Raw genomic sequence first — 13,621 nt, 5'->3', positions numbered from 1 at the left:
TTTATACGCTGCCGTTGAGAGCAAGTCTTTGAAAACTTCTTGTTTTTGAGTATTCGTATACCTTTGTTGAGTATTTGTTTTTCTTTTCTAGATTAAGTTGATTTTTGCTTTACACAAAAGGACAATCTTTTATATTAAGTAAATAATCATGCGAGCTAAATAACATGAAATAGTCAAAATCAATTTTTTAGTTTTGAGAATTTTCTTGAAAAAAATAAAATAGACTCAATATAATTATATTTTTTACCTTGTTTTACATTGATTTTCAAGTATGTACAAGGTTAAAATTGAGTTTTACTTTGTTTAGGTTTGATTTTGAGATACTTACAAGGTCAAGATTTAAGTAGGTGGGCTTAGTTTAATATCTGCTGCGTGAGGCATGCGAAGGGCGTGCGTCAGCACGGTGCGTAGCGCAGCGAAGCACCGAAGCGTTAGCGTAGCCCGTAGCACGCCGACCTTGCCCACACAAGTGCAGCGAAGTGTGGGCAAGGGCACGCCCAAAAAAATAATTCTTAAAATAAAAAATTAGAGTAAGAAAGTATTTTTACTGGACTACTTTGAGGAATAATTTCAAAATTAGCTATAAAGAGCTCCTTTCCCAATTGACTAGACTGCTGCGTTTGGTTACGCATACCGTAGATTAAATCCCATTCTACAATGTGTGCAAAAGAAAATAACTTTTTTATGTACTCTGAATTATCATAGGTAATGAGCCACTTATGGGAACAAGTCTTCATGATATTTGCAAATCGTTCATGGTCAAATGTTTTGTGTAGTTTTCCATTTTTGCCATACAAAGCAGATTGCGTAGCAGAAAAATAAGGTGGGTCTAAAAAAATAAATACTTCATTTCCCTGTGCTTTTACAACTTCCTCGTAGTCCAAGTTAGTTATGGTTACATTTTTAAGCAGTTTTTTTAGGGGTATCAAACGGTTTATGCTACTGTCTGTAAAACGTTTTTCAAATGCTTGCATAGAAAATCCCCCTGCTTCTGTTGTTCCTGAAAAGCTTATCCGGTTGAATACAAAAAAAGCACTTGCTCGCTTGCAGTCATCAAAATGGGCTATGTTTTGAGTTAAAAAACTGTGTAAGGCTTTACCTTCTTTCCCAAACTCCTCTCTCCATAATTTTATTTGGTGAATTAGACCATCTACATCTTTTTGTGCATACTCCCAAAATTTGTATAACTCAAAATACAAGTCGTTAATCCAATACTTTTTGTTTGGATAGCACTCCTTTAAGGCTAAAAACACTGAACCACCACCTACAAAAGGTTCTCTATACTCCTCAAAATACGGAACTAAAGGCAAAATCCGTTTTAATGCTCTACTTTTTCCACCTGGATACCTCAATGGACTTTTTATCATATTTTTAACCCTGCCTTAAAGTTACGATAAATTTATTAACTTGTGCTTCATTAAATAGTGTTTTTAAGAAATTTTTTTGCCAAGTGTTGAGTTGGTGTGCACTACAAAAGAATTCAAATGTTTCTAAATTATCATTAGAGTTGATTTCATATTTAATTTTTGGTGAAGTTAAAAGTAAAATAGATGCTGGTATTTTAATACTACCATGCAGTTTTGCATATTTCAAATTAGTGTATAAAATCATTTTCAACAGTCCATCTTTTATATCACTCTGGCTGGGCAATAAGGAAGTTTTTGAATGTTTTCTTTCTATTAAATAAAGTTTTTCTTGCTCTATTTTCACTTCGTCAACCGTTAAGAAAATACTGACCTCCCAAATAATTTTTAATCACTATTTTAGCCTTTGCTAAATTTTCTAATTTCTCTTTAGGCTGAATTGTGGAAAATTCTCTACTTTGAGCTTTTTGTGCTTTTGCACGTGAAAAATCCATAAACTCTTTGATATTATCTGCAAGTACTTTTGCAAAATCATCAATTCCTTTCTCATTGTGCATTTTAACGTTTGTCTTTTTACTTATTTGAGCGTAACTGTGTTTTACTTTTTGGATTAAAATAGGCAGACTCTCGTTTAATTCCCGTAGATTCCAGTGCAGTGCAGAACTATGATATGTACTAATTTCTTGTATTTTAGATAAAACATATTGGTTATCAAAGATTTGATTGGTTATTTTATTTGTATATCGTGCATTTTTCTCTGCATCACAGTAATATGCTAGTATGATATACACATCAAGTAATGACATCATAGAAACTGTGTCCCATTGAATGAAATCTCTATCTCCATCAAAACCCTCATCTTTAATGACTGGGATAACAGTTACTTTCTTGGTACTTTTTAATGTGTTGTATACTCTTTCATAGGGATAAGATCTAGTTCGTTTAGGCGATACCCATTTTGAAATAGCTATATTTATGTTTTTATCAGAATATATGCAAGAACTTGGACATGTATTGATATTGAAGGCTGTACTTTGAATAACCTCCAATTGGTCGCTAAGTAAAGGTTTGTAGCATATTCCAGTTATTAGGGCTTCAATTTGCATAATATAATTCTGAAATATCTTATGGTTCTTTTGTTGCAAAATAAAATTTGTTTTGACAGATTTAAGTAATAAAATTTGCGTGAGGCATGCGGAGGGCGTGCGTCAGCACGGTGCGTAGCGCAGCGAAGCACCGAAGCGTGAGCGTAGCCCGTAGCACGCCGACCTTGCCCACACAAGCGCAAGCGAAGTGTGGGCAAGGGCACGCCCAAAAAAATAAAATCATTATTTCTTATTTCCTAAAAACCTTACTCCGCCATAGCTACCATAAACTTCCTTACCTCTTGAACTGAATTTGCTTTTTGCTCAAACGGAATACGATAAAAACGCATATCCCCAACGATATCAAACCCGTACTTGTCTATCCCCGCTAAATAAACTTCTTGAGCCTTGACTTGATGATACTTCTCTAAATAATGCCCTAAAATATCTTTATGGTCCTGATTGACATGTTCAACCATGTATTTTTCTTCTTGCGATTCAAAGGTTTTGTCTTCTAAAAATTCTTTACAGTCTACCCAATGAATGTGTGCAAATCCCCCAATATAGCGAACAGCTACTATTTTCATTTTTACAAACATAAAATTGTGAAAATCCTTATACGCCCGAGCTTGGGGATGATAGGTAAAATGCCTGTCCCGAACTCGCTCTAATTCTTGACCTTCTACTTTGTAACCTTCCGCATACAAGGTAACTCTCTCATCCGCTTGAACATCTACGGATTTAGGGTCTATAATCGTGAGACTCATCCTGTTGTCTGCCATGAAATTACGGCTGTGCTGGGCTACGTCTGTAATGTATAAGATAGGGCATAAATCTACGTCTATAGAATAAGATACTAACGAACCATGCGGAAAGCCTGGATATTTTTGAGAATTTGTAGCTAATACTCCATAGTTTTTGCTCTTGTACAATTTGAAAGCATCTTCATGCGGAATACAATGTTCTTTGAAATATATTGCCATATTGCAAATATAAGCATCTTTTTTGTACAACTTTGAAAAGTCCTGACAGAGTAGTATTTTTGTTAGCATGATAGCTAACATGCGTAAATGGCTCATTGTAGGAATTTCAGTAATAGGTATTTTAGCATGCAGCTGTAATCAAAAGCCTTGTCCAGGGGTAGGAGGACCAGCACCTAAACAATCTAAAAAAATGCAAAAGGCATTTCGTAAACATCCCGTAAAAACACAGCAGCAGTAATAAAAGTGTATCCTTGAAAAAAATGAGATTCTGTCTATTGGTTTTTAATTTGTATTTCATCGGTTGGGTTTTGGCGCAACAAGAAGTTAGAGTAACAGGGGCTTATTTTCCCCTACCTACTGACCTTGAAGACATAAACTTTATTCGCAAAAGTACTGCGGAAACACTGACTATCCCTTTTATTGATGACTTTTCGTACTATACGCATAAACCTAATTCTCATCTATGGAAGGCAAGCTCCGCTCATGTAAATTTAGGTTATGGAATAAATCCGCCAAGCTTTGGGGTGGTTACTTTTAATGGTTGCGATAGAAACGGAAAGCCTTACAGCAATACCACTGCATACGGTAGTGCAGACACATTGCTTTCTAAACCTATCAATTTGAGTGGATTCAACGCATCTGACAGTTTATTTTTAAGTTTCTTTTATCAACCGCAAGGCTTAGGCGATGCACCTGAATTGAGAGATTCTTTAATTGTAGAATTCAAAAACAGTGCTAACCAATGGAAGCAGCAATGGGTTAAAAAGGGAAGTAGTTTAGTTTCAGGTCAAGGGTTTCGTTTTGTTGCTTTACCGATTACAGATCCCTCATTTTTGCACAGTGCTTTTCAATTCAGATTTAGAAATTTTGCTAGCCTACACGGCGACTTTGACCACTGGCACGTAGATTACATTTACCTGAACAAAAACAGACATTCCAAAGACAGCTTGATAAACGATGTAAGCGTGCAATATCCTATTACGCAGCCTAGTTTCTATCCTTATACTAACCTCACTTTGAAAGAGTATAACTCACGCCAAAAAATCGATAGTACAACTTTTTATATTCGTAATTTGAGCAATAATACTATTCTGCCTTTGTGTCCAGGGCGAAGAATAAGCCGCTACAACCTTCCTATCTACACCGAAGTACCTCCTTGTCTTCCTGCGGGTCTATTGCCATTATCTACTGACAAGCAATCGGTAAGTCCATTTTTGAACTATAGTTTAGACAGCCTAAGTAAGCCAACTAATTTCAAAGAAACCTTTTTCTTAAACCAAATTACGACAGATTTTATCCCTGCAAATGACTCTTTGCAAATTATTCGTGAAGTAGCTGATTATATCAGCTATGATGATGGAAGTCCTGAAAGTGGTTACGGTATCTCTGGACCTAATCAAGGTAATTATGCCTTTGCATACAAATATGTACTCAATGCCCCTGATAGCATAAAAGCAGTGCGGATAGCTTTTAGCCGACATTGGGGTATAGATAATTCTACGTTAGCTTTCAAAATACGCATTTGGGCTAGCTTAGTTCCCGAAGTTTTGTTGTATGAAAGTCCGTTCAGTTTGTTTCCGAACTATAATTCTACTTGGGTAGAGTATCCTCTTAAATCTGCTTCTAACCAAGACACAACAATTGCTATTCCCAGTAATGGAATTGTTTATGTAGGTATAAAGCAAACTAACGGAACGCCCTTAGGGGTAGCATCAGATATGAACACAGATGTGAATAAAAATCCCGCAGATTATCGCTTTTGGGTCAATCTCATGGGAACGTGGGAACATAGCACTTGGAAAGGAGCAATTTTATTTAGACCTGTTATGTCTAGTGGGTCTGCTTTACTGTCTGTCAAACCAAAGTCTCCATATAATGGTAAAAAAGTTAAACTATATCCTAATCCAGCACAACAAATTTTGTACATTGAGGTTGAAAACAGCACATCACCTTTTGCTTTTGTTATATCTGACTTATCAGGAAAGATAGTCTATTCAGGAACGTGTATAAATAACCAGCCTATACACTTACCGAATTTATCTAATGGGCTATACGTATTACGAGTTTTACATGCTCATCAAGAGTACACGCAGCATTGTCTTGTTATTGCTAATCCGTAGTTTTAAGGATGAATTTTAATTTTTTTGGCGTGCCCTTGTGGGCAAAGCCCACAAGGTCGGCGTGCTACGGGCTACGTGCGGAATGCCCTGACCCTTGCGTCAGCAAGGGGCACGCCCAAAAATAAAATAAATAATCCCAAGCACTTAGGCTTGGGAAATAAAATGGAGCTGCTGAATGTATTACATAAGTCCTATACTTTGAAGCCATAAAAGTACTTCATTTGCTCCTTGTGCTTTGAATTTTAAGAGCACTGCTTGTGAAATGGCTAGCGCAGCAGATACTCCACAGAAAAACGCTCCCGTAGCCTTGCCAGCATTGACTTTATGAATGATACTCATGGAATACGATAACATACTTATAGACAAAATACTACGTATAACTCCTGCCATGATAATAACTAAAATGGTAATTATAGCCACAGGTATACTAATACCCAAACCTAACGTAACGAACAGAGTAATAATACCAGCTATTGTCATCCTTATAGCTCCCATTTTTTTAATCCAATCACCCGCAAACCACGCTACAATCGCAGATACAAATACAATAGCTGATTTTACATATTCATCTTGATACATGGCTAAATTTAATGTTTTGACAGAGATAGCAGGTACAATATCAAGCAAAAAGTTGAATACAAACCCATTGACTACTCCAATGCTAAATATGATTACAAGCTTTAAGGTCAGCTTAGGGGTTTGAATTTTGTCTTCTTCTGTCAAAAGCGGCACTTGGCGATTAAGTTTGCGAAGTACATTGGATGCAGTCATTAGTAGCAACCCACCCAAAGCGAAAGTAATAGGTAAGCCAAGTATATCAGTAATCATGAACAGAAAAGGATGCAAAGCCGCAAAAATACCTCCAACTAAAGTCATCACTGCGGTTGCTTTAGGTAAGTCTTCATTATTTGGCGCAAAGGATTTGAGTAAAGATACAGCAGGGCTGTTAAAAATAGCCATAGTAATTAGCCACAGAGTAACTGCAATTGGGAATATTTCATGAAAGAATCCTTCTTTTGTTTTTTGTGTCATTACCGCAGCCACTGCCATGAATACCATTCCTGCGGCATTTGTACCAATACTGACTAAAACAAAACTTTTATTAGTAGTTTGACGAATTCTATCCCCTAAGACACCCATAATGGGATTAAGAACAATCCCAATAATCCCTTGCAAAATAATGAGCATCATGGCAAAATCTACATAATTGAAACGCTCTAGCAATTTCGGCTGGTAATGATAATAGGCTGCAAAACCAAAATTATTTACTGCTTGTAAAGCAGCCAAAGCCCATACTTGCTTCCAAAGAATGGATTTTTCAGTTTTCAAGGAAGCAGAAGCCGTTGTAGTACTCATAGATAAAACCGTTTGAAATCAATTACGAAAAAAATTTTATTACGGTTTTTGGGTGCCTAAATAGGTTTATTTATTGCCTAGTATAACTACCCAGAAAAACCCTTCATTTTTTTGTTCAGGGATTCGGTTATGTTCTGCTACGGGAACAACTCCTATGCCCATTTGCTTAGCATCAGGTTTAGTAAGATTCATTTGTGTAACTTCTTGTGCCATCCATGCTTTAAGGACTTCATTAGGGTCTTTTGTACCAATATAAATGCACCCTACACACTTACCTTCATAACCTGCTTGTTTAGCTCGTTTAGTTGGATCAGATTTGTTCACTCCTGCATCAGAAAAGTAGTTGATAGTACGCATGTCCCATGCATGTAAAACAGCACTGCGGGAAAGTTCTGGACTTATAGTAGCAGGTGCAGGTCTTTTTTTATTTATTTCTGTTGCTAAAATATCAATAACAGACTTATGTGCGTTAAGTAGCGAATCGGCAAAAGTAATTTGTTCTGGGGTGTAGGGTTCGTAGAAAAATTTGAGTTTTTTAGTTTTAGGGTCTTTTTTTCTAGTAATCTGCATAATTGGGGTCATTTTAAGTTCTCGGACTTTACTATCATTAGGAAACATTTCGATAGCTTGTGTAAGTAATTCTTGGGCTTTTAAGTAGTTATTTACTTGTGCATAGTACCGAATAAGCTCTACAAAAACTTCGGAGTTATACTTATCTTTGAGTTTGGGTTTTTTACTCTTGAAGTCAGCATAATGTGCCTCTGCAATAGGTATGAAGCTATTAACATAATCTTTTTCGTTGTTATAAAGCGCACATTTTCCTGCATAGTAGTATCCCATTCCATTTGGGTCAATTTTGCCTGCTTGTAAAAAAATAGGCTTAGCTTCTGCATATTTTTTCTGCTCATAAAATTCCATACCCTTACGAATGGTAATACGACTGATAGTATCTAAAAAAGGATGAAACTTTTTGATGTTTTTATCTTTGGGTGAAGCAGACCGTACAGCGGTCATAGCATCTTTTGTAGCTAATTCAATAGCATTAGGATATTTTTCAGCCATTTTTGGATCTTTCGAAAGCTGGTAGTAAGAATCAGCACGATATAGCAAAAGCTTTACTCTTTCGCTTCCACCTGCTTTTTTTAAAACTTTACTCACCATTTGAACACAATCCTCATAATCTGCCTGCTCATAGGCAGCCATAGCTTGTTTGGGGGTAGGAGTTTGTGCCGCTACCCAAATTCCACTTATGCTCGCAATAGCAACAAAAGAAAATATTCTTTTCATAGTGGGAAAATATGATGTACAAAATTACAAACGTTTTACAAAATTGCAAATTTTTACTTAAACTTAAAGTTAGTTTTTTACAACTTTGTATTTAATGTAATCAAATTGTCATTGCATAAAATAAACTACTATTCTGTAGTAGTTCTATTTCCTTTTTATCCTTTTTTAGACATTCTTTGAAAAATTAGTACTTTTGTAAAGCAATGGGAATACGATTTTGGATTTTATTGTTTTTTTCATCTGCACTTGTGTGTGTGTTCAGCCAAGCGCCTACAACTCCATATAAATGGCATAATTATGCTACACCGCGTTTTGCGTATCAAATAGAGTCTTACAAAGATAGGGTGTACATGCGTACTACACGTGGTATTTATGTTTATCATCCTGGCACACAGAGAGGAAAAATGCTTACTCGGGTAGAAGGATTAAGTAGTGTAGAATATTCAGCAATGGGCATTCAGGAAGATATCGGAGTTTTAGTAGGTAGCAAAGAAGGGTACGTAGATATTATTGACGGAGAAGAGGTAAAATACCGCATACTAGACATTCAAAGAAGTAACTTCACAAATAAACAAATTACTTGTTTTGCACAATACAACCAGCTATGTCTTATAGGTACTGCGTTTGGAATCGTAGTCTATAATTTTGAACGTTACGAAGTTAAAGAAACTTATACTAAGTTAGGTAGCTTCAACAGTAATACGCAGGTAAATAGCATTGCTGTTTTGAAGGATACTTTGTTTGCTGCTACTTCTTCAGGTATAGCCTATGCACCTTTACAGGGCACAAATTTACTTAATCCTGCATCTTGGTCAAATGTACCTGTACACTTAGGACTACCCGCAGGGGGAATCAAACAAATTGTGAACTATAATGACACTTTATACACATACAAAGGTGATAGCATATTCTATAAACCTACTTATAGAAAAGAGTGGCTTTTATTAGATACTATTCCTAACCTTATTCGCCTACACGTACAGCCAAACGAAATGCTTATACTCTTTGCAGTTCATCAAGTAATGCGGTACAAACATAAAAATAGTAAGAGTATTATTGAAAATGTGTATAATCCCATTCCTTTTGCTAGCGACGTTACCTATCAAAGTGGAGATTATTACTTGTCTGATATTTACACAGGGTTGTATAGGTTTCCTGAAAATGGTGCTATTTATAGAGTAGTTACCAACACAATTGATGCTGGCGACTCTAAACTACTGGCATGGAAAGATGGAAAGTTATGGGTAGGTACAGGAGGTTATTCAGCTACTGGTATGCCTTTATTTTCATCCGAAGGCGTGTTTTATTACAATGGAAAGCAATGGAATAAATTTGACAAAGGCAACAATCCTTTTCCCTTTGCTAATGTCTATGATACCTACCGTATCTATGCCCCTAAAAATTATGATGGCATATTTTTCTCGGCTTTTTTTGGTCCTTTCATTAAAGAAGCAGGGGGCTTGATTGAGTACAAAAACAATACTTTTTACCACTATAACATAGTACAAGGATTAGGTAGAAAAAATGTAGGTGCAACCATAGATATCTATGGAAATCTTTGGACAGCATCGTATGCCATAGTAGCCAGTGGAGATAGTTCCGCAGCAGCCGAAGTATGCGTAAGAACAAAAGATAATCAATGGATAAAACTTAAAGGACTAGCAGGAAATAATGACAATTTATTCGGAATTATGTCCGATGCAAATGGATATAAATGGTTTATCTTACGTTCAGACCCTAATAACAATAGTATTTTAGTTTATGATGATAGAGGAACCCCTGCCAACCTTTCAGATGACCGTTTTAGATACCTAAGTGTAGAAAATGCAGGATTAGCAAACAAAAATGTAAAATGCATTGTAGAAGATCTCAATGGTGAAATTTGGATAGGTACAGAACAAGGAATCAGTGTCTTTTACAACCCTGCAAACATATTCAGCAACAGTACCAAAGCACAATGTCCCGTGAATAATCAACGTTGTTTGCTCAATAGTGAGGTCATAAATTGTATTGTGGTAGATGGCTCTAACCGCAAGTGGATAGGCACTACCAACGGACTTTGGCTATTTAGCAGCGATGGAACTAGAGAAATATACTACTTTAACAAAGACAATAGCCCTCTATTTTCTAACAACGTATTAGACATAGCAATTAACAACAACACAGGGGAAGTTTATATTTCTACCGACTTAGGTTTACTTTCTTTTATGGGCGATTCTACACATGCCGAACCTGACGAAATGGGCGACTTATTTGTCTACCCCAACCCTTTCAAACCAAGCGAACACGAATATCTAAGCCTGCAAGGTACGGTTCGCGATGCTGATGTTAAAATTATGGACATTAACGGCAAACTCGTCAAAGCTACGGTGGCTAATGGCGGTACAGTAGTTTGGGATGGAAAAGACAAAACAGGCAATTATGTAAACACGGGCATATATGTCATATTAGTATCCGATAAAACAGGTAAAGTTAGGGGAATTACTAAATTTGCTTACATAAGAGATTAAGATTTGATAGATTATTTTTTTGGGCGTGCCCCTTTATAACGCAAGGGTCGGGGCATTCCGTACGTAGCCCGCAGCACGCCGACCTTGTGGGCATGAGTGCAAACGAAACATCTAAAACAAAAATCAATAAAAAATACCTCTTAAATCCAAGCAAATATACATTTAATTCTTGAAAAGTACGTATTTCGTTCAAATCCAAAAAAATAACTTTTTGTGCAGCTTTGAACCTTAGTTTAGGCTTTTTTATAGCTATTTTTTGATATTTAACTTACTGAAAATCAAAATTTATTTCATGAATTGAACTACAAATGCTCAAAAAAATTAAGAAAATGTAGCCAATTTAGAAGATAACCTAAGCTTCATACGTAAAATTTATGCAAATTTGCCAAGTATGAAAAAAGTTCAAACTAAGGAATGTATCACCTTGCCCGCCAGTGCAAACATTTTGTACGATACTATACTCAACATAGCCCGCTACTACGAATGGTGGCCCAGCAATATAGAACTCAATATCCTTAACTTAACTCCTGACTTTATTAACTCTGAATTAGAGGTCAAGCCCCCTACTTTTGGAACAAACTTTTCGCTGCGCATAGTGGAAGCCGTGCCCTACCAAAAAATTGTATTTCAATATTTTGAGGGCATCCAAGAAGGAAAAGGAACATGGACATTTACACCCGTAGATAGCATTTCTACCACAATTTGCTATGAAGTAGATATCATCGCCAAAGGGTTGATTACCAATTTTATCCCTGTGGAAGAGCTCATCCGCGTACAACAAAAGTTCATAAGAAATTTATTTGAGGGCTTAAAAAAGTACAAAAATCTCTAAACCGATAAAGTTTGGAACCATAATTGCCATCTTAAAAATCTTGACAAAGGATACAAAAAATTATACTTTTGTACATTATGAGAAACGTATTCTTAAACTTTCTTGTAACTAGTGTTTTTATTAGTTCGCTTGCACAAAGCAGTAAATATGAAACCGATGAAAAAGGTATCAGAAGGCAAGATAAATTAGCGATTGAAGAAGCACTATCTAAATGGGATAATGGAATAAATGAAGGAGATGAAATGGCAATTAAAAGTTTGTATGCTGATAAAGTATTGTATTTTGGGTCGCAGAAAACCCGTGAGGAATGTGTAGCAGACAAACTTAAAATGTCCCAAATACCTGAATTAGTACATAGTTTGAGTGGAGAGGTTACTTATACCAAAATTAACGATGATTGTATATTAGCTAATTTTGTAAGGCGCTTTGGTTCTGCTAATAAAAGCATACAGAACTATGGAACGTACATGCTTTTTGAACGGATCAACGGCGCTTGGAAAGTGGTTGTAGAAAGTGATGTTATTAAAGACAAAGAATTGCTGGCACAGCACAAAAATGCTTCCTTGTACTACTTGGACCCTGCCGTTTCTACTCTCACAGGTATTTACAAGAAACAAACCCAAACTTATAATTCAAAAAGCGGCAAGCAGTCTGAAATAGAAGTACACATTCTTGAATTAGAGCAGCCTATACAAGTGCTACCTATGACAACAAGTGGTAGAGTAGCTGATTCCGCATCTAAACAGTTTGACTTGGTTGCTTCACAAGTAAACAAGATTGAGTTAATGATTAGCGATCCCAAACCTTTTGATAATAAAGAAGGTAAAACAGTTACAGTAAGGGGTAAATTAGCTTTACCTTCAACCAAAAATTATTTTACAAAGGTTATTCTTAATGAAGTAACGATAGTAAAATAGCACCCTTGATGGAGTTATGCTTTTTTCGCCCCACTTCACGGAACGAAAAAAACACTTTATTTTTGTTAGTTCTGCTCTATCTTATCTATTACAAAGTTTGGTCTGTTGCGAGCCGCATCTAAAGTACGCCAAATATATTCGCCTAAAATTCCCAACCCTATCATCTGAAAAGAGGATACAAACAGCAATACTAACATCAAACTTGTCCAACCTGAAAGGCTAATTTTGCCCATTAGCTTAGCTATAAACAAAAATACACCGTACAAAAAGGCTATACCCCCAAGGATTAACCCTGTTGCAGAGATTAACCGAATTGGAAAGAAAGAAAAAGATACAAAAGAGTCTATGAAAAGCTTTATTTTTTTCTTCAAAGTCCAACGAGATTTGCCTATTTCTCGCCTTCTGCGTATGTATGGAATATTTACGTATTCGTAGTTAAGCCATGTCATTAAGTATAAAATGTTGGTATTTTTTTCATTCATTTTAATAACTTCCTCTTTAATTACTTTATCAAACAAAATAAGGTCAAAACCGCCTGATGGAACGTTTTTCAGCGCTAACTTGCGAATAAGATAGTGATAAGTGTTAGAAAATAGCTTTTGAAAAAATCCCTCTTCTCTATCTATGCGGTTAGCAATTACTAAACGGATACCCTTTTGCCAATATTCAAACATTTGTGGGATGAGTTCAGGTGGATCTTGTAGATCTGCCGCAATAAATACATTACAATCCCCTGTGGCAAAGTGCATCCCTGCTAAAATAGCATTATGCGAACCTACATTTCCTGCCAATTTAATGATTTTAATTTCTTTTTCAGGATATTTTCGTCTAAAATTTTGTAAAGCCTGCCAAGTACCATCTTTTGAACCATCATCTACGAAAATGTACTCTATTTGCGTACCTTGGGGAAACCGTACTTCATTTTCTACTAAAACTTCTGTGGTTACAGGGATATTTTCTTCGTTGAAGTAACAGGGTATAATTATACTAATTTTTGGCATAATTTGAATAAGCAAAGTTATTCAATTTTTGGACATAAATAAGCAATTAGAGTAAGTTAGACTTAATTATTATTCTGAAAATAATTTTGTTTTTTTGGGCGTGCCCCTTGCTGACGCAAGGGTCGGGGCATTCCGCACTACGCTTTCGCTTCGGTGCTCCGCTAAC

The 13,621-nt window shown here is 36.1% G+C and carries 16 protein-coding genes; 8 read left to right on the top strand and 8 right to left on the bottom strand.

Annotation, left to right across the window (positions count from 1 at the left end):
* Positions 1-379 precede the first annotated feature (379 nt).
* Positions 380-529, top strand: a complete 150-nt coding sequence (locus NZ519_06255) for a hypothetical protein (protein ID MCS7028354.1) — start codon at positions 380-382, stop codon at positions 527-529.
* On the opposite strand, the gene NZ519_06250 is transcribed toward NZ519_06255, so the two are convergent.
* Genes NZ519_06250 through NZ519_06240 form a run of 3 tightly spaced genes read right to left on the bottom strand, consistent with a single transcriptional unit; the run spans position 513 to position 2,413 of the window.
* Positions 513-1,367, bottom strand: coding sequence for a DNA adenine methylase (locus NZ519_06250; GenBank protein ID MCS7028353.1), 855 nt, complete (start codon positions 1,365-1,367; stop codon positions 513-515). The genes NZ519_06255 and NZ519_06250 overlap by 17 nt on opposite strands.
* A gap of 4 nt (positions 1,368-1,371) precedes the next feature.
* Positions 1,372-1,710 carry a hypothetical protein gene (locus NZ519_06245; protein MCS7028352.1) on the bottom strand — a complete coding sequence of 113 codons (339 nt, stop codon included), beginning with the start codon at positions 1,708-1,710 and terminating at the stop codon, positions 1,372-1,374.
* A gap of 4 nt (positions 1,711-1,714) precedes the next feature.
* Positions 1,715-2,413: a hypothetical protein gene (locus NZ519_06240; GenBank protein ID MCS7028351.1), complete on the bottom strand. Its 699-nt coding sequence runs from the start codon at positions 2,411-2,413 to the stop codon at positions 1,715-1,717.
* 143 nt (positions 2,414-2,556) lie between these two features.
* Between NZ519_06240 and NZ519_06235 the strand changes: the two genes are divergently transcribed.
* On the top strand, positions 2,557-2,760 hold the full coding sequence (locus NZ519_06235; protein ID MCS7028350.1) for a hypothetical protein: 204 nt from the start codon (positions 2,557-2,559) through the stop codon (positions 2,758-2,760).
* Here NZ519_06235 and NZ519_06230 read toward each other — a convergent pair.
* Positions 2,716-3,432 (bottom strand): DUF2470 domain-containing protein, encoded by a 717-nt coding sequence (locus tag NZ519_06230; GenBank protein MCS7028349.1) that lies wholly within the window; start codon positions 3,430-3,432, stop codon positions 2,716-2,718. The two genes, NZ519_06235 and NZ519_06230, sit on opposite strands and share 45 nt — an antisense overlap.
* Before the next feature lie 67 nt (positions 3,433-3,499).
* Between NZ519_06230 and NZ519_06225 the strand changes: the two genes are divergently transcribed.
* From NZ519_06225 to NZ519_06215, 3 genes are read left to right on the top strand one after another with little or no spacing between them, the layout of a single operon-like run.
* Positions 3,500-3,670: a hypothetical protein gene (locus NZ519_06225; GenBank protein ID MCS7028348.1), complete on the top strand. Its 171-nt coding sequence runs from the start codon at positions 3,500-3,502 to the stop codon at positions 3,668-3,670.
* Positions 3,671-3,719: 49 nt separating this feature from the next.
* Positions 3,720-5,552: a T9SS type A sorting domain-containing protein gene (locus NZ519_06220; GenBank protein MCS7028347.1), complete on the top strand. Its 1,833-nt coding sequence runs from the start codon at positions 3,720-3,722 to the stop codon at positions 5,550-5,552.
* 24 nt (positions 5,553-5,576) lie between these two features.
* Positions 5,577-5,762 (top strand): hypothetical protein, encoded by a 186-nt coding sequence (locus NZ519_06215; protein ID MCS7028346.1) that lies wholly within the window; start codon positions 5,577-5,579, stop codon positions 5,760-5,762.
* Here NZ519_06215 and NZ519_06210 read toward each other — a convergent pair.
* Both NZ519_06210 and NZ519_06205 read right to left on the bottom strand, forming a co-directional pair.
* Positions 5,733-6,908, bottom strand: a complete 1,176-nt coding sequence (locus tag NZ519_06210) for an MFS transporter (protein MCS7028345.1) — start codon at positions 6,906-6,908, stop codon at positions 5,733-5,735. The genes NZ519_06215 and NZ519_06210 overlap by 30 nt on opposite strands.
* A gap of 66 nt (positions 6,909-6,974) precedes the next feature.
* Positions 6,975-8,195: a CAP domain-containing protein gene (locus tag NZ519_06205; GenBank protein MCS7028344.1), complete on the bottom strand. Its 1,221-nt coding sequence runs from the start codon at positions 8,193-8,195 to the stop codon at positions 6,975-6,977.
* 248 nt (positions 8,196-8,443) lie between these two features.
* On the opposite strand from NZ519_06205, the gene NZ519_06200 reads away from it, so the two are divergent.
* Positions 8,444-10,705, top strand: coding sequence for a T9SS type A sorting domain-containing protein (locus NZ519_06200; GenBank protein ID MCS7028343.1), 2,262 nt, complete (start codon positions 8,444-8,446; stop codon positions 10,703-10,705).
* On the opposite strand, the gene NZ519_06195 is transcribed toward NZ519_06200, so the two are convergent.
* The gene (locus NZ519_06195; GenBank protein MCS7028342.1) at positions 10,680-10,898 is read right to left on the bottom strand and encodes a hypothetical protein; all 219 of its coding nucleotides are present in this window, start codon (positions 10,896-10,898) and stop codon (positions 10,680-10,682) included. The genes NZ519_06200 and NZ519_06195 overlap by 26 nt on opposite strands.
* A 198-nt stretch (positions 10,899-11,096) precedes the next feature.
* Here NZ519_06195 and NZ519_06190 point away from each other — a divergent pair, with 198 nt between their 5' ends.
* Both NZ519_06190 and NZ519_06185 read left to right on the top strand, forming a co-directional pair.
* Complete coding sequence (locus NZ519_06190) at positions 11,097-11,537, top strand: SRPBCC family protein (protein ID MCS7028341.1); 441 nt, start codon at positions 11,097-11,099, stop codon at positions 11,535-11,537.
* 77 nt (positions 11,538-11,614) lie between these two features.
* Positions 11,615-12,454, top strand: a complete 840-nt coding sequence (locus tag NZ519_06185) for a hypothetical protein (GenBank protein MCS7028340.1) — start codon at positions 11,615-11,617, stop codon at positions 12,452-12,454.
* 65 nt (positions 12,455-12,519) lie between these two features.
* Here the strand turns inward: NZ519_06185 and NZ519_06180 are convergent, their stop codons facing one another.
* Positions 12,520-13,455 (bottom strand): glycosyltransferase family 2 protein, encoded by a 936-nt coding sequence (locus tag NZ519_06180; GenBank protein MCS7028339.1) that lies wholly within the window; start codon positions 13,453-13,455, stop codon positions 12,520-12,522.
* Between the last annotated feature and the right edge of the window lie 166 nt (positions 13,456-13,621).

Source organism: Bacteroidia bacterium (assembly GCA_025056095.1).
Lineage (GTDB): Bacteria > Bacteroidota > Bacteroidia > JANWVE01 > JANWVE01 > JANWVE01.
Note: the sequence above shows the minus strand (reverse complement) of the source record. Positions and strands in the feature narration are given on the sequence as shown.

Excerpts from the sequence above, each read along its gene's own strand:
- NZ519_06255 (MCS7028354.1), top strand. The coding sequence starts at position 380 with ATGCGAAGGGCGTGCGTCAGCACGGTGCGTAGCGCAGCGAAGCACCGA.
- NZ519_06250 (MCS7028353.1), bottom strand. The coding sequence starts at position 1,367 with ATGATAAAAAGTCCATTGAGGTATCCAGGTGGAAAAAGTAGAGCATTA.
- NZ519_06235 (MCS7028350.1), top strand. The coding sequence starts at position 2,557 with ATGCGGAGGGCGTGCGTCAGCACGGTGCGTAGCGCAGCGAAGCACCGA.
- NZ519_06230 (MCS7028349.1), bottom strand. The coding sequence starts at position 3,432 with ATGGCAATATATTTCAAAGAACATTGTATTCCGCATGAAGATGCTTTC.
- NZ519_06225 (MCS7028348.1), top strand. The coding sequence starts at position 3,500 with ATGATAGCTAACATGCGTAAATGGCTCATTGTAGGAATTTCAGTAATA.
- NZ519_06210 (MCS7028345.1), bottom strand. The coding sequence starts at position 6,908 with ATGAGTACTACAACGGCTTCTGCTTCCTTGAAAACTGAAAAATCCATT.
- NZ519_06205 (MCS7028344.1), bottom strand. The coding sequence starts at position 8,195 with ATGAAAAGAATATTTTCTTTTGTTGCTATTGCGAGCATAAGTGGAATT.
- NZ519_06190 (MCS7028341.1), top strand. The coding sequence starts at position 11,097 with ATGAAAAAAGTTCAAACTAAGGAATGTATCACCTTGCCCGCCAGTGCA.
- NZ519_06185 (MCS7028340.1), top strand. The coding sequence starts at position 11,615 with ATGAGAAACGTATTCTTAAACTTTCTTGTAACTAGTGTTTTTATTAGT.
- NZ519_06180 (MCS7028339.1), bottom strand. The coding sequence starts at position 13,455 with ATGCCAAAAATTAGTATAATTATACCCTGTTACTTCAACGAAGAAAAT.